This is a genomic window from Streptomyces sp. NPDC002004 (genome assembly GCF_053593975.1).
In genome coordinates, this window is the sequence record NZ_JBSFDP010000016.1 from 104,347 (window position 1) to 122,009 (window position 17,663).

General features: G+C 71.4%; 15 protein-coding genes and 1 tRNA gene. 10 read left to right on the top strand and 6 right to left on the bottom strand.

Annotated elements, in window-relative coordinates:
- The first annotated feature begins 67 nt into the window (after positions 1–67).
- Both ACWCP6_RS23345 and ACWCP6_RS23350 read left to right on the top strand, forming a co-directional pair.
- Entirely contained in the window at positions 68–460 is a 393-nt protein-coding gene (locus ACWCP6_RS23345; RefSeq protein WP_450934441.1) for a roadblock/LC7 domain-containing protein, read from the top strand.
- A 135-nt stretch (positions 461–595) separates the two neighbouring features.
- On the top strand, positions 596–970 hold the full coding sequence (locus ACWCP6_RS23350; RefSeq protein WP_450934442.1) for a hypothetical protein: 375 nt from the start codon (positions 596–598) through the stop codon (positions 968–970).
- A gap of 71 nt (positions 971–1,041) precedes the next feature.
- Here ACWCP6_RS23350 and ACWCP6_RS23355 read toward each other — a convergent pair whose 3' ends face one another.
- The gene (locus ACWCP6_RS23355) at positions 1,042–1,890 is read right to left on the bottom strand and encodes a MurR/RpiR family transcriptional regulator (RefSeq protein WP_450934443.1); all 849 of its coding nucleotides are present in this window, start codon (positions 1,888–1,890) and stop codon (positions 1,042–1,044) included.
- Between the two features lie 317 nt (positions 1,891–2,207).
- On the opposite strand from ACWCP6_RS23355, the gene ACWCP6_RS23360 reads away from it, so the two are divergent.
- Both ACWCP6_RS23360 and ACWCP6_RS23365 read left to right on the top strand, forming a co-directional pair.
- Complete coding sequence (locus tag ACWCP6_RS23360; protein WP_450934444.1) at positions 2,208–3,722, top strand: purine-cytosine permease family protein; 1,515 nt, start codon at positions 2,208–2,210, stop codon at positions 3,720–3,722.
- 110 nt (positions 3,723–3,832) lie between these two features.
- Positions 3,833–4,246 (top strand): hypothetical protein, encoded by a 414-nt coding sequence (locus tag ACWCP6_RS23365; RefSeq protein ID WP_450934445.1) that lies wholly within the window; start codon positions 3,833–3,835, stop codon positions 4,244–4,246.
- Between the two features lie 370 nt (positions 4,247–4,616).
- Here the strand turns inward: ACWCP6_RS23365 and ACWCP6_RS23370 are convergent, their stop codons facing one another.
- On the bottom strand, positions 4,617–6,005 hold the full coding sequence (locus ACWCP6_RS23370) for a cystathionine beta-synthase (protein ID WP_450934446.1): 1,389 nt from the start codon (positions 6,003–6,005) through the stop codon (positions 4,617–4,619).
- Between the two features lie 143 nt (positions 6,006–6,148).
- Here ACWCP6_RS23370 and ACWCP6_RS23375 point away from each other — a divergent pair, with 143 nt between their 5' ends.
- The 3 genes from ACWCP6_RS23375 to ACWCP6_RS23385 all read left to right on the top strand — a co-directional run bounded on the left by ACWCP6_RS23375 (position 6,149) and on the right by ACWCP6_RS23385 (position 10,585).
- A complete protein-coding gene (locus ACWCP6_RS23375; protein WP_450934447.1) occupies positions 6,149–7,171 on the top strand; it encodes an SGNH/GDSL hydrolase family protein in 1,023 nt (340 codons plus the stop codon).
- A gap of 1,115 nt (positions 7,172–8,286) precedes the next feature.
- A complete protein-coding gene (locus ACWCP6_RS23380; RefSeq protein WP_450934448.1) occupies positions 8,287–9,507 on the top strand; it encodes an acetyl-CoA C-acetyltransferase in 1,221 nt (406 codons plus the stop codon).
- A 298-nt stretch (positions 9,508–9,805) separates the two neighbouring features.
- Positions 9,806–10,585, top strand: coding sequence for a hypothetical protein (locus tag ACWCP6_RS23385; RefSeq protein WP_450934484.1), 780 nt, complete (start codon positions 9,806–9,808; stop codon positions 10,583–10,585).
- A 27-nt stretch (positions 10,586–10,612) separates the two neighbouring features.
- Here the strand turns inward: ACWCP6_RS23385 and ACWCP6_RS23390 are convergent, their stop codons facing one another.
- Positions 10,613–10,924: a hypothetical protein gene (locus ACWCP6_RS23390; protein ID WP_450934449.1), complete on the bottom strand. Its 312-nt coding sequence runs from the start codon at positions 10,922–10,924 to the stop codon at positions 10,613–10,615.
- A 101-nt stretch (positions 10,925–11,025) separates the two neighbouring features.
- Between ACWCP6_RS23390 and ACWCP6_RS23395 the strand changes: the two genes are divergently transcribed.
- Positions 11,026–11,256, top strand: a complete 231-nt coding sequence (locus tag ACWCP6_RS23395) for a DUF4287 domain-containing protein (RefSeq protein WP_450934450.1) — start codon at positions 11,026–11,028, stop codon at positions 11,254–11,256.
- A gap of 129 nt (positions 11,257–11,385) precedes the next feature.
- Here the strand turns inward: ACWCP6_RS23395 and ACWCP6_RS23400 are convergent, their stop codons facing one another.
- From ACWCP6_RS23400 to ACWCP6_RS23410, 3 genes are all read right to left on the bottom strand, one after another.
- Positions 11,386–12,297 (bottom strand): Bax inhibitor-1/YccA family protein, encoded by a 912-nt coding sequence (locus ACWCP6_RS23400; RefSeq protein ID WP_450934451.1) that lies wholly within the window; start codon positions 12,295–12,297, stop codon positions 11,386–11,388.
- 516 nt (positions 12,298–12,813) lie between these two features.
- A complete protein-coding gene (locus tag ACWCP6_RS23405; RefSeq protein WP_450934452.1) occupies positions 12,814–13,191 on the bottom strand; it encodes a hypothetical protein in 378 nt (125 codons plus the stop codon).
- Positions 13,192–13,310: 119 nt separating this feature from the next.
- A tRNA-Leu gene (locus ACWCP6_RS23410) sits at positions 13,311–13,393 on the bottom strand.
- Positions 13,394–13,773: 380 nt separating this feature from the next.
- On the opposite strand from ACWCP6_RS23410, the gene ACWCP6_RS23415 reads away from it, so the two are divergent.
- Entirely contained in the window at positions 13,774–14,544 is a 771-nt protein-coding gene (locus ACWCP6_RS23415; RefSeq protein WP_450934453.1) for an ABC transporter ATP-binding protein, read from the top strand.
- 573 nt (positions 14,545–15,117) lie between these two features.
- A complete protein-coding gene (locus tag ACWCP6_RS23420) occupies positions 15,118–17,646 on the top strand; it encodes an ABC transporter permease (protein WP_450934454.1) in 2,529 nt (842 codons plus the stop codon).
- Positions 17,647–17,663: the final 17 nt, after the last annotated feature.

The following is a 17,663-nucleotide window of genomic DNA, read 5'->3' on the forward strand; positions in this document are numbered from 1 at the left end:
ACCGGGCCCCACTTCCGGCCTCATGAGGCTCTTTGCGCTCTGGCAGCGCGCCGAGAGGAGACAGCTGATGGCTGCCGAAGCCGAGGTGCTCGGCGAACTGCGACGCCTGCGGACCCGGATTCCGCAGCTCACCGGGGCCCTGGCCGCCAGTGTGGACGGACTGGTCCTGGCCCAGGACACCTCCGACGTCGAGGCGGAAGGCGTCTCCGCCCTGACCGCCGCCGCCCTGGGGGTGGCCATCAGGCTCGCGTCGGCGACCGGACAGGGCGAGTTCCGGGAACTGCTCGTGCGCGGCGCCGGCGGCTATATCGCGACGTACGCGGCGGGCAGCTCGGCGGTCCTGACACTGATGGCCGAACCCCGCATCAACGTGGGCCGCCTGCATCTGGAAGCGCGGCGGGCCAGCGCCCGCATCGGAGAACTCGTCGACGCCGCCGTCACCCAAGCGGAGGAAGTCTGACCCATGCCACCCACATCGTCGTCACTACCGCCCGAACGCCCACCGTCGTCCCGCGGATCCGCCTCGTCGCGCACATCCGCTTCCGCACGCACATCCACGCGAACACCCAGCAGACGAAAAGGGAGTACAGCACCCATGGCGAACACCGAGACCGCGCTGAAGGACTTGGCCACTTCGATCGACGGCGTCATCGGCGCCGCACTCGTCGACTACACGAGCGGCATGGCGCTCGGCACCATCGGCGGCGGCAAGGACATGGACCTCTCCGTGGCCGCCGCGGGGAACACGGACGTCGTCCGGGCCAAGCTGCGCACGATGGACATGCTCGGCCTCAAGGACGAGATCGAGGACATCCTGATCTCACTCGGCAGCCAGTACCACCTCATCAGGCTGATCAAGGGCCGCAACCACAACGGCCTGTTCCTCTATCTGGCGCTCGACAAGGACCGGGCCAACCTCGCCATGGCCCGCCACCAGCTCAAGCGCATCGAGGCCGATCTGGAGGTCTGAGCACGGACCGGGTCCCGGCGCCGGCACCGGCGCCGGGCACACACTGCCGCCCGGCCCGTGAGGCCGGGCGCCTATTCCACGAACAGCCCCCGCGCCGCCGCCTGCGTGTCGAACTCCTCCAGCCGCGCCTGGGCGTCCGGGAGGTCGTCGCACATGGCCTCCAGGAGCACCCGGCCCAGCAGCATCGGCGCACAGGCCGTGTCGAAGGCGAGACCGGTGCCGACGGCGGCCGGGACGAGCAGGTCGGAGACCTTCGCGACCGGCGCAAAGGCCGAGTCCGCGACGGTGACGACGGTGAGGCCCGCCTCGCGCGCGTAGCCGAGTGCGTCCAGCACCTCGCGCGGATGCCGGGGCAGCGCGAAACAGAGCAGGGCCGTCGCCCCGGCCCGCACGGCCGCGTCGATCCGGTCGGCGAGCATGGTGCCGCCCTCGTGCAGCAGGCGCACGTCCGGATGGACCTTGGCGGCGAAGTACGCGAAGCCGTACGCCTGGGACGCCGCCGCGCGCAGGCCGAGCACCGGCAACGGGCGGGAGGCGGCGAGGATACGCCCCGCGCGGGCGACCGGAGCCGGGTCGGCGAGGAGCTCGGACAGATGGCGGAGGTTCTCGATCTCGGCGTGGACCGCCTGCTGGTACTCGTTCAGCGTCGTCTCGGTGGGCGGCGCCTCCGCGGGGGCGACCTCGCGCAGGTGCTTGCGCAGCGCCGGATAGCCGTCGAAGCCGAGTGCGACCGCGAACCGCGTCACCGAGGGCTGGCTGACGCCCGCCAGTTCGGCCAGCTCGACGCTGGAGAGGAACGGCACGTCGGCGGCGCGGCGCACCATGCAGTGCGCGATGCGGCGCTGCGTCGGCGTCAGCCGATGCCCCTCGAAGAGCGCCTGCAGCCGTGCGGCAGGGGTGTCGTTCCCACTGCTGTTCATCGCGTGCTCCCCCAAGGCGTGTCCGCCCATGACGTAGACCCCCTCCGGATACCCCTGACAGCGTGACCGACCCGGCGGAGCCCGGCGCCCGCAATACGGCCGCTGTCCACCATGTGGAACGACATCACGGAGATTCCCTCCCACATCCGGCGTCTCGTCTTGCCTGTCGGTCTTGCGGAGCCATCGATTCGCACCGGATTCCGGCCGGAGCATTGACAACTTATTCAGATACCCAGAACTCTGCATGACGGTATGCAGGCCGGGCAAGGGGGGCCTGGCCTTGCGTGTTCCCGTGGCAGAGCGCTGAGGAGATCTCGATGGCAGACACCAGGGCGGGCACGGTGGTGGAGCGGCGCTCCATCGACGTCGTACCGGACGGGGAACGGCACGGCACCGCTTTCTCCCAGTTCACGCTGTGGCTGGGCGCCAACCTCCAGATCACGGCCGTGGTCACCGGCGCGCTCGCCGTGGTGTTCGGCGGCGACGTGGTCTGGTCGCTCGTCGGGCTGCTGCTGGGCAATCTGCTCGGCGGCGCCGTGATGGCCCTGCACTCCGCACAGGGCCCGAAGCTCGGACTGCCCCAAATGATCCAGTCGCGCGCCCAGTTCGGGGTGCGGGGCGCGGTGGTCCCGCTCCTGCTGGTCGTCCTCATGTACGTCGGTTTCTTCGCCAGCGGCAGCGTGCTCGCCGGACAGGCGGTCGGCAGGCTCACGCACACCGACGACACGACCGGCATCCTGCTCTTCGCCGCCGTCACCGCCGTGGCGGCCACGGTCGGCTACCGCGTCATCCACGTGCTGGGCCGCACGGCGAGCGTGATCTGCGCGCTGGCCTTCGTCTACCTGGGGATACGCCTGATGCAGCGGGCGGACGTGCCGGCGATGCTGCACCACGCCCACTTCTCGCTCCCGATGTTCCTGCTCGCGGTGTCCCTGTCGGCGTCCTGGCAGCTCGCCTTCGGGCCGTACGTGGCCGACTACTCCCGCTACCTCCCGCGCACGACGTCCGGCCGGGCCACCTTCTGGTGGACGCTGTCGGGCACGGTGCTCGGGTCGCAGTGGTCGATGACGTTCGGCGTGCTCGTCGCGGCGGCGGCCGGCGAGAAGTTCCTCGCCGACCAGGTGGGCCTGCTGGTGGGCCTCGGCGGCGCGGGCCTGACGGCGTCGTTCCTGTACTTCGTGATCGCCCTCGGCAAGCTCACCGTCAATGTGCTCAACTCCTACGGCGGCTTCATGTCGCTGGTGACGAGTGTGAGCGGCTTCCGGGGGCAGCGGGTGCTCGGCCCGCGCGGCCGGGCGGCGTACATCGCGCTCATCATGGTGGCGGGCACGGCGGTGGCGCTGCTGGGCAAGGACAGCTTCCTGCCCGCGTTCAAGGACTTCCTGCTGTTCCTGCTGACCTTCTTCACGCCGTGGTCGGCGATCAACCTCGTCGACTACTACCTGATCTCGCGCGAGCGCTACGACATCCCGGCGCTGTCCGACCCCCACGGCCGCTACGGCGCGTGGCGCTGGGACGCCCTCCTGGTCTACGCCCTCGGTCTGCTGGCCCAACTGCCCTTCCTGTCCACGGCCTTCTGGACCGGCCCGCTGGTGGCCCCGCTCGGCGGCGCGGACGTGTCCTGGATCGTGGGTCTCGTGGTGCCGGCGCTGCTGTACTGGCTGCTGGCACGGCGCGACACGACGCACGTCCCGGCCGAGACGATCCTCACGGCACCCGCAGCACCCGGAGAGCCCCCGCTGCTGCCTCACGACTCCCTCGGCCTGCCGGGCCGGGGCGGGCACACGACGACGGCCGACGACGGTGTGACGGGCACGGGACGGGCCGTGTGACGGGCCGTCCGACGGGCGGCGGGGCGGGCCCGCCGCCGACCGGGTGAGTCGGGGGAACCGGGGGGCTAGCCCCAGTGTGGCGGCGCACAGGGGTGCCTAGCGTGGACACCATGGACGCGCGGGATGCCGAACTCAAGAAGGAACTCGACGCCACGCTGCGGGCTCGGGGCGAGCTGGGCGAGGAGTACGAGTCCGCGCTGGCCGACTCCTTCCTCGCGAAGGTGGAGCAGCGGCTCGACGGCGCCGTCGAGAAGAGGGTGCGGCGACAGCTGGCCGAGCAGCAGACGGCCGCCGCGCGGGGCGCGCGCGGCGGCCGGCAGGGCGACTCCTGGGGCGAGCGCTTCGGGCTCGCGATCATCTCGCTGATCCTGGCGATCCCGCTGTCCGCCATCGCCGTCGCCAACGCCCGTCTGCCGGGCCTGCTGGTCGCCTGGGCAGGGATCGTGGGTGTGAACGCCGTGTACGCGCTCGCGGGGCGCCGGGGCGCGGGCATCGGCTCCGCTTCCCCGCCGTGGGAGGACTGACCCACGGCCCGTCAGGAGGCGAGGAGTTGCGCGGGGACCGCCGCACCCCCGTGTACGGGGGGCGGGACGACGGCGGTCCCCGCGTGGGACGCGAGCCGGGTCAGGCCGGGCATCGCGTCCTGGGCGTCCAGGAGGTCCGGGAGCCGCTCCGGAGGTCCTTGGCGCCGTTTCGGTGCCGGTGCGAGTGAGGAGCTTCCCCCGGGGCTCGGAGCCCGGGCGGTGTCTCCGTCACCCCCGCCGACACCCACTACAGTGCCGGACCCGTGTTAAGCCGGTGCTGCGCGAACGTGTCGTGCTCGTACCACTTCCACGAAGTTCCCGAAGGTGCGGAAGTCAAGATCCACGCGTCCGGACCGGCGGCCCGTGACGGCTACCTGGTGCCTTCCTTGGCCAGGAACGCCAGCAGGTCCTGCCTGCTCACGACACCCGTCGGCTTGCCCTCGACCAGCACGATCGCCGCGTCCGCGGTGCCCAGCACCGACATCAGGTCGGCGACCGGCTCGCCGGAGCCGACCTGCGGCAGCGGCGGCGACATGTGCTTCTCCAGCGGGTCCTCGAGCGAGGCGCGCTGCGCGAACAGGGCGTTCAGCAGCTCACGCTCGACGACGGAGCCGACGACCTCGGCGGCCATGACGTCGGGGTGGCCGGCACCGGGCTTGACGATCGGCATCTGCGAAACGCCGTACTCCCGCAGCACCTCGATCGCCTGACCGACCGTCTCCTCGGGGTGCATGTGGACGAGCGACGGCAGGCCGCCCTCCTTGCGGTCGAGGACGTCGCCCACACGCGGCTGGTCCCCGGCCTGCTCCAGGAAGCCGTAGTCGTTCATCCACTCGTCGTTGAAGATCTTCGAGAGGTAGCCGCGGCCGCTGTCCGGCAGCAGCACCACCACGACGTCGTCCGGGCCGAGCTTCTCCGCGGCCTGGAGGGCCGCGACGACCGCCATGCCGCAGGAGCCGCCGACGAGCAGGCCCTCCTCCTTGGCGAGGCGGCGGGTCATCTGGAAGGAGTCCTTGTCGGACACGGCGATGATGTCGTCGGTGACGTTCTGGTCGTAGGCGGTGGGCCAGAAGTCCTCACCGACACCCTCGACGAGGTACGGACGTCCGGAGCCGCCGGAGTAGACCGAGCCCTCCGGGTCCGCGCCGATGACCTTCACCCGGCCCTCGGAGATCTCCTTGAGGTACCGGCCGGTGCCGGAGATGGTGCCGCCGGTGCCGATGCCCGCGACGAAGTGGGTGATCTTCCCCTCCGTCTGCTCCCACAGCTCGGGACCGGTCGAGTGGTAGTGCGACAGCGGGTTGTTCGGGTTGCTGTACTGGTCCGGCTTCCATGCGCCGGGGGTCTCACGGACGAGACGGTCGGAGACGTTGTAGTACGAGTCCGGGTGCTCCGGGTCCACGGCCGTGGGGCACACGACGACCTCGGCGCCGTAGGCACGCAGCACGTTGATCTTGTCGGTGGAGACCTTGTCCGGGCAGACGAAGATGCACTTGTAGCCCTTCTGCTGGGCCACGATCGCCAGGCCGACGCCGGTGTTGCCGCTGGTCGGCTCCACGATCGTGCCGCCGGGCTCGAGCGCGCCGCTCTGCTCGGCCGCCTCGATCATGCGCAGGGCGATGCGGTCCTTCACGGAACCGCCGGGGTTGAAGTACTCGACCTTCGCCAGGACCGTCGCCTGGATTCCCGCGGTCACATTGTTGAGTTTCACCAGCGGGGTGTTGCCGACGAGACTGATCATCGAGTCGTGGATGTGCACCGTTGTCTCCGGGCTGCATGGGGCCATAAGGGTTGTGCCGCCAGCCTAAGCCCCCCGTCGGGCGTTCACCGCGTGTTGCGATTGGCCGACCTCCTCCACGGGGCAATGAGTGGATGTACGGCTCGAGGAGGTGGCTGCGACGCATGTCGAGGGCGAGGGTGGCACGGCGGATCGCCGCGGGCGCGGCGTACGGCGGTGGAGGGATCGGTCTGCTCGGAGTGGCGACGGTGGGGGTGCTGCTGGCGGAGGTCCGGCTGGCGAAGCGGCATGTGGGCAACCACAACAGCGGCAACGGCGCACCGCCGCGCGCCGACGGCCTCTACGGCGGGGAGCTCGACGGCCTCACGCCGCTGGCGGAGCCCCTGCGGCTCGCGATGCTCGGGGACTCGACGGCGGCGGGGCAGGGGGTGCACCGGGCGGGGCAGACGCCGGGGGCGCTGCTCGCGTCCGGGCTCGCCGCGGTCGCCGAGCGGCGCGTGGAGCTGCGGAACGTGGCGGTGCCGGGGGCGCGCTCGGACGACCTGGAACGCCAGGTGTCCCAGATCGTGACGGAGCCCGGATGGGTGCCTGACGTCTGCGTGATCATGGTCGGCGCGAACGACGTCACGCATCGGATGCCGCCGACGCAGTCCGTGCGGCACCTGTCGGCGGCGGTTCGGAGGCTGCGGACGGCGGGGGCCGAGGTGGTGGTCGGCACGTGTCCCGACCTGGGGACGATCGAGCCGGTGGCCCAGCCGCTCAGCTGGCTGGCACGGCGGGCCTCGCGGCAGCTGGCCGCGGCGCAGACGATCGGGGTGGTGGAGCAGGGCGGGCGGACGGTGTCGTTGGGCGACCTGCTGGGGCCCGAGTTCGCGGCGAATCCGCGGGAGCTGTTCGGGCCGGACAACTACCACCCCTCCGCGGAGGGGTACGCGACCGCGGCGATGGCCGTGCTGCCGACGCTGTGCGCGTCGCTGGGGCTCTGGCCGGAGGAGGAGCGGCCCGATGCGTCGCGGCGGGAGGGGTTTCTGCCGGTGGCGCGGGCCGCGGTGCAGGCCGCGGCGGAGGGGGGCACCGAGGTCACGGCGGCGATGCCGACGGGGCCTCGTGGCCCCTGGGCCCTCCTCAAACGCCGCCGCCGTCGCCGGATCCCCGACCCGACGCTCCCCCAGGAACTCTCGACGTAGCCTCGGGCCGGCGGGCCGGTACGGACGCCACGCGGCCGGGGCGCCCGCGCGTGGCGGGGCGACGGCCACCCGCGTGGCGCGGGTGCGCCCAGGGCGGGTGGGCGGCTGCCCGGGTATCGGGATGGTGCGCCTACGGCAGTGGGCGGCCGAGGCCCGCCTGGGCGACTTCCCGTGGGCGGGTGGTGCGCCCACGACCTGTGGATGGCTGGGGCCTCCTGGGCGACTACCCGTGGCCGGGTGATGCGCCCACGACCGGTGGATGGCTCGGGCCTCCTGGGCGACTACCCGTGGCCGGGTGATGCGCCCACGGCGGGGGGCCGGGGCTGCGTCGGCGTCTGGCGGGTGGTGGAGCGGCGCGTGCGGTCGGTGGGTGGGGCGGGGCCGCGCCGGGACCTCCGTCCTCGGACCGGCGCGCTCCCGTCGCCCGTCGAGCCACCCGGCACTTGCGCGCCGGCCGCTGCGGGCGGAGGTCCCGCCACGTCCCCTCCCGCCGGTCCGGCGGCTGCGGGCCGCCATCCCGTCCACCACGACGACTACGGCACCGCCGGAGCCACAAGCGACGGGACCGCGGTCGCCCTCCGGTGCCGCTACCGCCCTGGGCAACCGTTCCGCCGGGCGGCGCAACGCGCCGTCTCCCGCTGTGGGCAGTCGTTCCGCCGGGGAAGAACAGGTGGGCGGCACAGCGCCGTCTCCCACTGTGGGCAGTCGTTCCGCTGGGGCGATGGGGGTCCCCCCTGCTCGAGCGCAGTCGAGAGCTTGGGGGAGGGTGGGCACAGCCCCCGGTGCCGGTGACCGGGCGGGTGACGTGAGGTGGTGCCGGGGGTGCGGCCCAAGTGCCGGAAAGGCAGGGCCGTGGCGTGAGGTGGGGCCGGGGGCGGGGAGGTGGTGCCGGTGGGAGTGTCGGGCTCCGGTGGTCGCAGGAGGCGTTACGGCGGCGGGGCCGGGGTCGGTGGGTGACGTGCGGGTGGGTAGACACGGGTGAGGGCGCCCCCGCCAGACTGAGCAAGCGCTTAGAAAAGTGCGGTGGGTGTCACACGCCCCCACCGGTGACCTGCGCCGTACGGGCGGGTAACTTCCCCCCAGGCCCACCCACTTCCCAGCCCTCTGGAGCCGTGATGCCCGAAGCCGTGATCGTCTCTGCCGCCCGCTCCCCGATCGGCCGCGCCTTCAAGGGCTCGCTGAAGGACGTGCGGCCGGACGACCTGACCGCCACGATCATCCAGGCCGCCCTGGACCGGATCCCCGAGCTGGACCCCAGGGACATCGACGACCTGATGCTCGGCTGCGGCCTGCCCGGCGGCGAGCAGGGGCACAACCTGGGCCGCATCGTGGCCGTCCAGATGGGCATGGACCACCTCCCGGGCTGCACCATCACCCGGTACTGCTCCTCGTCGCTCCAGACCTCCCGCATGGCCCTGCACGCCATCAAGGCGGGCGAGGGCGACGTGTTCATCTCCGCCGGCGTCGAGACCGTGTCCCGGTCGGTCAAGGGCACCTCCGACGGGCTCCCGGACACCCACAACCCCCTCTTCGCCGAGGCCGAGGCCCGCACCGCGGCCGTCGCCGCCAGCGAGGGCTCCACGTGGCACGACCCGCGCGAGGACGGCCTGATCCCGGACGCGTACATCGCGATGGGCCAGACCGCCGAGAACCTGGCCCGCCTGAAGGGCGTCACCCGCCAGGACATGGACGAGTTCGGCGTCCGCTCGCAGAACCTCGCCGAGGAAGCGATCAAGAAGGGCTTCTGGGAGCGCGAGATCACCCCGGTGACGACCCCGGACGGCACCGTCGTGTCCACGGACGACGGTCCGCGCGCCGGCGTCACCCTGGAGGGCGTCCAGGGCCTCAAGCCCGTCTTCCGTCCCGACGGCCTGGTCACCGCGGGCAACTGCTGCCCGCTCAACGACGGCGCCGCCGCGCTCGTGATCATGAGCGACACGAAGGCCCGCGAGCTGGGCCTCACCCCGCTCGCCCGCATCGTGTCCACCGGCGTCACCGGCCTCTCCCCCGAGATCATGGGCCTCGGCCCGGTCGAGGCGTCGAAGCAGGCCCTGCGGCGGGCCGGGCTGACCGTCGACGACATCGACCTGGTCGAGATCAACGAGGCCTTCGCCGCCCAGGTCATCCCGTCCTACCGCGACCTGGGCATCGACATCGACAAGCTGAACGTCAACGGCGGCGGCATCGCCGTCGGCCACCCCTTCGGCATGACCGGCGCCCGGATCACCGGCACGCTGATCAACAGCCTCCAGTTCCACGACAAGCAGTTCGGCCTGGAGACGATGTGCGTGGGCGGTGGCCAGGGCATGGCCATGGTCATCGAGCGCCTCAGCTGAGGTCCCGGCCGGGGCGGCACGCCCGCCCCGGCACGCTCCCGGCGGCCACGGCCCCTCCCATGGAGGCCCGGTTTTCACACGTCGGCCACGGATTCGTAATCCAATCTCCCCCAGGATGTGACCTATCTCCTGGGGGAGTGGCATTTCCGCAGGTCAGCGCCATTCTCCAGGTAAACCACGCCGCAAAATACCTGTCCATTTCGTGACGTTACGCACTGACAGGGGGCTAGTTGGGGCTTCAAGCTGTTGTAGATAGTCGGGGGACCCATGTGAAGCCAGGAGTACGTCAGTGAGCGCTATGCCCCTTGTCCTGCTGGTCACCACGGCCGCCGCGACGGCCGTGGGCACCGCTGCCCTGCATTCCGTGCGGGGACTGCGCCGGCAGATCACCGCCCTGCACACCGAGCTGATCGACACCCGTACCGCGTCCGCGCGGCCCCTCGTTCCCGCTGCCCGCAGCGCCGACACCGAGGAGATACGCGCTGCCGTCGCCGCCGCACTCGCCGAGGAGCGCGAGCGGGAGATGGCCGAGGCACGTGCCTTCTGGGCCGCACAGGAGGCGCGTGACGCCTCCGACGCGCCCTCCCTGCTCGGTCTGCCGACGGACGACCTGTTCCTGCCGCGCCAGTCGGACTTCGCGGGCCTGGACCACCTGGAGCCGGTGGCCGAGGCCGCCGCGGAGACGGACGAGCACACCGGAGAATCCGCCGAGCTGGCCGCCGCCCGTCGCCGTCACCCCTCGCACCCCGACTTCGTGCCGGTGCAGCCCCCCGCGGTCGGCGACCAGGAGCGCACCGCAGCCACGCTGGAGGAGCTCGCGGAGGCCCGTACCGCCCTGGCCGACGTGCGCCCGGGCCCGCTGGGCACGCTCGACGTCTACGTCTTCGCGGACGGTACGACGCTGTGCATGACGCCCGGGCACCGGGAGACCGCCGAGCGGCTGGTCACCGCGCTGCGCGCGGGCGAGGCGCCGGTCCTGCTGGGCGGCTCCGGAGTCTCCGGCGCCTACGCCCTGACCTTCACCTGCGGCGACGAGAACATCTACGTCCTGGCGGACCGGGTGATCGCCTCCGCCTGAGGCACGGACGTGCACGCGCCGGGGACATCACACCCCGGCGCGTTTCTGTGCCTCCTCCACCAGCGCCACCGCCTCCGCCAGCTGCTCGCCGTCACGCAGAACGAGCGCCAGATCGCGCGCTGCGACCGTGACCTGGTCGGCGGCGGCGAACATACCCGCGTCGGGCATGGCGCGCGGTGCGGCCGACGGGTCCTCCAGGCGCTGCGCCCGGTCGGCGAATTCCCTGGCCAGAGCCAGTGCCTCGGCCGCCGCACCACGCTGGAGCCTGCTCTGCGGCGCGGCCCGCAATCGGTCGGCGAAATGGTCCACGGCTGACGTCAGAGGGGTCGTATCAAGCACGCCGTGACCTTATGCGCCCGACCCGGACTGTTGCCAACACCCGAACGCTGAGGCACGGTGGCGTGAAGGACGGACCACATCGCACGCGTCCGGAGGCGCCGATGTCCCAAGTCTTCTCCGAGGAGACCCATCGCAATCTGCTCGCCCGCATTCCCCACTGCACCGGCAAGGAAGTCTCGGAGTGGCTTCGCACCCTCGAAGAGGGACCTGCGTTCTTCCGCTTCGACGAGAAGGTCAGCTGGCTCCGCTTCGAGCACAACCTCGCGTACGGCCACGCCAAGGCACTCGTACACGAATTCGACCTGCGGCGGGCCACCCGCATCCGCCACTGAGGACGCGTCGCCGGTAGGCACCGCTTCCCACCACCGACAACGACCCCGACGACCCGAAGGGCCCGCGAACCGGTGTTCGCGGGCCCTTCGGCGGGTCACTTCCCGGGGGCGTCGGCCGCCCGGAGAAGGTCAGTCGTCACCCTGGAGGATGGCGATGATGCGCAGGAACTCCATGTAGATCCAGACCAGCGTCATGGTCAGACCGAACGCGGCCAGCCACGCCTCCTCGCGGGGCGCGCCGTAGGCGATGCCGTCCTCGACCTGCTTGAAGTCCAGGGCCAGGAAGCAGGCGCCGATGATGATGCCGATCACGCCGAACACCACGCCCAGCGGGCCGCTGCGGAAGCCGAGGCCGTCGCCGCCGCCGAAGACCATGAACAGCAGGTTCACGGCCATCAGCAGGATGAAGCCGAGCGCCGCGGCCATCACGAAGCCGTAGAAGCGGCGGTTCACACGGATCCAGCCCGCGCGGTACGCCACGAGGACGGAGACGAAGACCGCCATGGTGCCGAGCACCGCCTGCATCGCGGCGCCGCTGGCGATGTGCTGGTCGACGATGCTGCTGACGACGCCGAGGAAGACACCCTCCAGACCGGCGTACGACAGGATCAGCGCGGGCGACGCCTTGCGCTTGAAGGACTGGACGAGGCCCAGCACCATCGCGACGAGGCCGGCACCGATCGCGATGCCGTACGAGCGGCCGATGTTGGCGACGTCGACCGGCAGCAGCGCCCAGGCGAGCGCGGCGGTCAGCACCAGCACGCCGAGCGTGGTGGCGGTGCGCATGACGACGTCGTCCATCGTCATGCGCCCGGTGGAGACCGGGGCCTGGGGCGGCGCGCCGTACTGCAGGTCCTGCTGCGCGTACGGGTTCTGGGCGTACGGGTTGCCGGGGGTCTGCGCGTAAGGGTTGCCCCCCGCGTACGGGTTGCCCTGCGTACCTGCAGCGGGTCCCCCGGCCTGCGGCGCGGCGTTGAAGCCCGCATAGCCGTTGTCGCGGCTGAAGCCCCGTCGCGAGAAGACCGGGTTACTGCTCCTCATTTCACTCCTCCATGGCTCACCCTGCGTGGCCTTGGCCCAAGAGTAATGGGTAGGCAAAGCCTTGACTCTAGTGCTTGGGGAGGATCTTTCCCTCATCCTTGTGACGCGGAACACACCCCGTCGGCCCGATGCCGGGGATGCGGAAGGGATTGGCTCGATCCGGAGGGAAGCCCGCGCACACGTCCCGGCGAGCCCGGCCTCGGCGGCGCGGGACGCGGTGAGGCGGCGCCGGCGGTCCTGGCGGGCGCGCGGGCCCGGGCGAGGACGTCACCCACGGTGCGGTTCGGGCGCCCGGCGGGGTCCTCGACACGACGCGCGGCCCCCATCGACGGAGAGCCGCCCCTTACCGCAAGGCCCTTGGACGTAACCGCGCATCGGAGTGACCGACTTGGCCGGCCGCCTTCCCGCGCGCGGGCCGTCACACGTCCCCGCGCGCCGGGCGCCGCGCCTGCGCGCCCCGGATCCCGTCACGGCCGGCGCGGGTGCGGCTCGATGGTGCGGCTCGACGATGCACCGTCAATCGGTGTTCTTCTTCTGCATGTTCTGCGTCACCGCGGCCTCGACCACCCGCAACTGCGCGGTGGGGCTGAACTGGAGCAGTTCGGTGTCGGCGTCGACCAGGGGCACATGGCCCGGTGGGAGATAGAAGGCGTCCCCCGCCTCGAAGACCTCTTCATGGGTGGGGAAGCGGAAGGTCGCGCGGCCCTTGAGGACGTACCCCCAGTGGGGACAGCTGCAGCTGTCACCGGGAAGCCCCTCGAACAGCTCGGTGCCGTCGATGCCCTGCCGGAAGGACACGAAGTTGACGGTGTAACCATCCACGTCCTCGTGGTGGTCGACGACCGCGCCGTGGTCCTCGACCTGCGCGGCGCTCTCCCTCGAAACCTTGGGCATCTGCCTCATCTCCTCGACGCCCGCGCGACACCGGCCCCCCTCCAGGCTCACGCCCGCGCCAGAACCCTGCAAGCGAGAGGAAGAGAGTGATCACGGGGGCGGAGAAACGGCCGCGAAGGTGCCCGGAACCGGACTTGAACCGGTACGCCCGCGAGGGGCAGCGAGGTTTAAGCTCGCCGTGTCTGCATTCCACCATCCGGGCAGGCCATGGGCTCCGCATCGAGTGGTCCGAGCCTATCCGGATACGTCCCCCGAACAGCGGAACCACAGACCGATGTTGTCTTATTTTATTGAGGTCTGAGGGAGCATCAGCCCTTGTCGCAGGGCGTTCTCACTTACGGGACGGCCTTCTGCGGGGCTTTGGTGATCGGTACGGAATGACGGAATTTCACCGTCTCGGTGGACCCCCGGTCTCAGGGACGGTTGTCATCCCCAGGTATGAGGGAGGCGCCTCCCGTCCGACCGAAGACTGCCCCAGGAACCGGAACAGCGGCTGACTCCAGCGGGCCGCGCCGCCAGGACGATGGAAGAGTCCCACCCGGCGGCCGCCGCCGGCCCTCGTACCGACAGGAGCACCGTCCCGTGACCACCACTCCCATCGCCGACCGCGCCACCGCCGTGGCCGCACGGGCCACGGATCTGACCAAGGTCTACGGTCAGGGCGAGACCCAGGTGGTCGCCCTCGACCGGGTCTCCGTGGACTTCAAGCAGGCCGAGTTCACCGCGATCATGGGCCCCTCCGGGTCCGGCAAGTCCACGCTGATGCACTGCGTGGCGGGCCTGGACACCTTCTCCTCCGGGTCGGTCCGCATCGGCGACACCGAGCTCGGCTCACTCAAGGACAAGCAGCTCACCAAGCTGCGCCGGGACAAGATCGGGTTCATCTTCCAGGCGTTCAACCTGCTGCCGACCCTGACCGCCCTGGAGAACATCACGCTCCCGATGGACATCGCCGGGCGCAAGCACGACAAGCAGTGGCTGGAGACCGTGATCCACATGGTCGGTCTGTCGGGACGGCTCGGGCACCGGCCGTCCCAGCTCTCCGGCGGTCAGCAGCAGCGTGTCGCCGTGGCGCGGGCACTCGCCTCCAGGCCGGAGATCATCTTCGGTGACGAGCCGACCGGAAACCTCGACTCGCGGTCGGGGGCGGAGGTGCTCGGGTTCCTCCGGAACTCGGTGCGGGAGCTGGGGCAGACCGTGGTGATGGTGACGCACGACCCGGTTGCCGCCGCGTATGCCGACCGGGTCGTCTTCCTCGCCGACGGGCGGATCGTCGACGAGCTGTACGGGCCGTCGGCCGACGCGGTGCTGGACCGGATGAAGCGGTTCGACGCCAAGGGCCGCACCAGCTGACCGACCCCGGCCCACGGCACCACCGGGGCCGGGACGCCCCTGGCCCACCTCCCGGCACCACCTCACATCACCCTCCAGGTCACCCGGCACCGGGGCTGTGCCCACCCTCCCCCAAGCTCTCGACTGCGCTCGAGCAGGGGGGAACCCCATCGCCCCAGCGGAACGACTGCCCACAGCGGGTCACGGAGCTGCGCCGCTCCACCCCGATCCGCCCAGGCGGAACGCATGCCGGGTGGGAAGGAGGCCGCCGCCGCGCCGCTACGGCGAAGTGGCCGCCCTCCGGCGGGAGGGGACGTGGCGGGACCTCCGCCCGCAGCGGCCGGCGCGCAAGTGCCGGGTGCCAGGGCGGGTGACGGCTGCGCGCCGGTCCGAGGACGGAGGTCCCGGCGCGGCCCGGCCCCACCACCGACAGCAGGCGCACCACCCCGCCACCGACAGCCGCCCACCCACCGCGGACCCACCACCCCGCCGCCGCAGCGCACCGCACCGCACCACCCGCCACCGGCAGCCGCCCGGGCGGCCCCAGACCCAGACCCAGTCCCAGATCCGACCCCGACCTGAACCGAGAAGGAAATGTTCCGTACCGCCTTGCGCAATGTGTTCGCGCACAAGGGCCGGCTGTTGATGACCGTGCTTGCCGTGATGCTCGGCGTGGCGTTCGTCTCCGGCACGCTCGTCTTCACCAACACCATTTCCGACGCGTACCAGAAGAGCTCCGCCAAGGGCTTCGACCAGGTCGACGTCGCCATCACCCCGGAGGGCCCCCAGGACACCGGCGACAAGGTCGGCAAGGAGCCGAGGCTGACCCGGCCGACCCTCGACCGCGCAGCCCACGTGCCCGGCGCCGAGCGCGCGATCGGCGTCGTCAGCGGGTTCACCGCCGTCGCCGACAAGGACGGCAAGCTGCTCGGCAACGGCTTCCAGTCGCAGGGCGGCAACTACTGGGGCGTCAAGGACCCGCGCTACCCCCTGGCCAAGGGCCACGCCCCCAAGGGCCCGGGCCAGGTCGCCCTGGACTCCAGGACCGCGGAGCGCGCCGGGTACAAGGTCGGCGACACCCTGCGGATGTCGGTCGACGGCCCCGTCCTCACGCCGCGCATATCCGGCATCTTCACCACCGACGACGGCAATGTGGCCGCCGGCGGCAGTCTCGCCCTGTTCGACACGACGACCGCGCAGCGGCTGTTCCACAAGGGCGGCGCCTTCGACGAGATCGACGTGAAGGCGGCCCCTGGCACCACGCAGGCCGCCCTCCGGGCCGAGCTGGACAGGATCCTCCCGAAGGACCGGGCGAGCACGACCACGGGCAAGCAGCTCGCGGACGACCAGGCGCGGATGATCGCCGACTCGATGAGCAGCATGAAGACGAGCCTGCTCGTCTTCGCCGGCATCGCCCTGTTCGTGGGCGTCTTCATCATCGCCAACACGTTCACGATGCTGGTCGCCCAGCGCACCAAGGAGCTCGCGCTGCTGCGCGCCGTCGGCGCCTCCCGGCGCCAGGTCACCCGCTCGGTGCTGATCGAGGCGTTCGTGGTCGGTGCGGTCGCCGCCGTGGCGGGTCTGGTCGCCGGCATCGGCATCGGCGCCGGACTGCGCTCGTTGGTCGGCTCGTTCGGCGGCAGCGTCCCGGACGGCCCGCTGGTGATCACTCCGGGCACGGTGGCCACCGCACTGGCGGTTGGCGTCGTCGTCACGATGCTCGCCGCATGGCTGCCGGGCCGCCGTGCGGCGAAGATCCCCCCGGTCGCCGCGATGGGCAGCCTCCACGCGCCGGCCACCACCAAGTCGCTGGTGCTGCGCAACACGATCGGTGCGCTGTTCTCCGCCGCGGGCATCGCCGTGGTGCTCGCCGCCACGGGTATGGGCAGCGACTCCGGCCAGGCCCCGATGGGCGTGGGCGCGGCGCTCCTCATCATCGGCGTCTTCGTGCTCACGCCGCTGCTGTCCCGCCCGCTGATCGCGGCGGCCGCCCCGCTGATGCGCATGTTCGGCGTCTCCGGGAAGCTCGCCCGCCAGAACTCGGTGCGCAATCCGCGCCGCACCGCGGCGACGGCCTCGGCGCTGATGATCGGTCTCACCCTGATCACCGGTATGACGGTGATCGCGGGCAGCTCGCAGCAGGCGATCGACAAGATGGCGACGGCCGCGCTGAAGGCGGACTACGTCGTCAGCATGGCGAACTACAACAGCCTCTCGCCGGAGGTCGACAGGAAGCTCGCGGCCGTCGACGGCGTCACCGCGACGAGCCCGATGCGCGACGCGCCCGCCCGTATCGCCGGTACGACGGAGTACCTGACCGGCGTCAACGGCCGGACCATCGGCGAGCTGACCGACCTGAAGGCCGACGACGGCTCCTTCGAGGTCGGCGGAACGACGGTCACCGTCGACGCGGAGACCGCGAAGCTCCACCACTGGAAGGCCGGTTCGACGTTCACCGCCGCGCTCGAGGACGGCAAGCGGGAGCGGCTGAGGGTCGCGGGCGTCTACGAGGGCAACGAGCTGATCAGCGGGATCCTGATCGACAACCGCACCCTCACCCCGCACCTCTCGGCCCCGTCCGACATGAAGGTGATGGTGAAGGCCGACGGCGGTCCGACCGCGGCGGTCAAGAACCGGATGGAGAAGGCCCTCGGCGACAACCCGGGCATCAAGGTCCAGGACAAGCAGGAGATCTCCGACGGCATCGCGAAGTCGTTCACGCTGATGCTGAACATGCTGTACGGCCTGCTGGCCATGGCGGTGATCGTCGCGGTCCTCGGTGTCATCAACACGCTGGCGATGTCCGTCTTCGAGCGTTCGCAGGAGATCGGCATGCTGCGGGCGATCGGCCTCGACCGGCGCGGCGTCAAGCGGATGGTCCGCCTGGAGTCGCTGGTGATCTCCCTGTTCGGCGGTGTCCTCGGGGTCGGCCTGGGCGTGTTCTTCGGCTGGGCGGCCGGCGAGCTGATCGGCGGCAAGATGTCGACGTACGAGCTGGTGCTGCCCTGGGGCCGGATGGCCGTGTTCCTGCTGCTGGCCGGGGTGGTCGGTGTCCTGGCCGCGCTGTGGCCGGCCCGCCGGGCGGCGCGTCTGAACGTGCTGACGGCGATCAAGTCGGAGTGATGCCGTAGTCCGTGCGC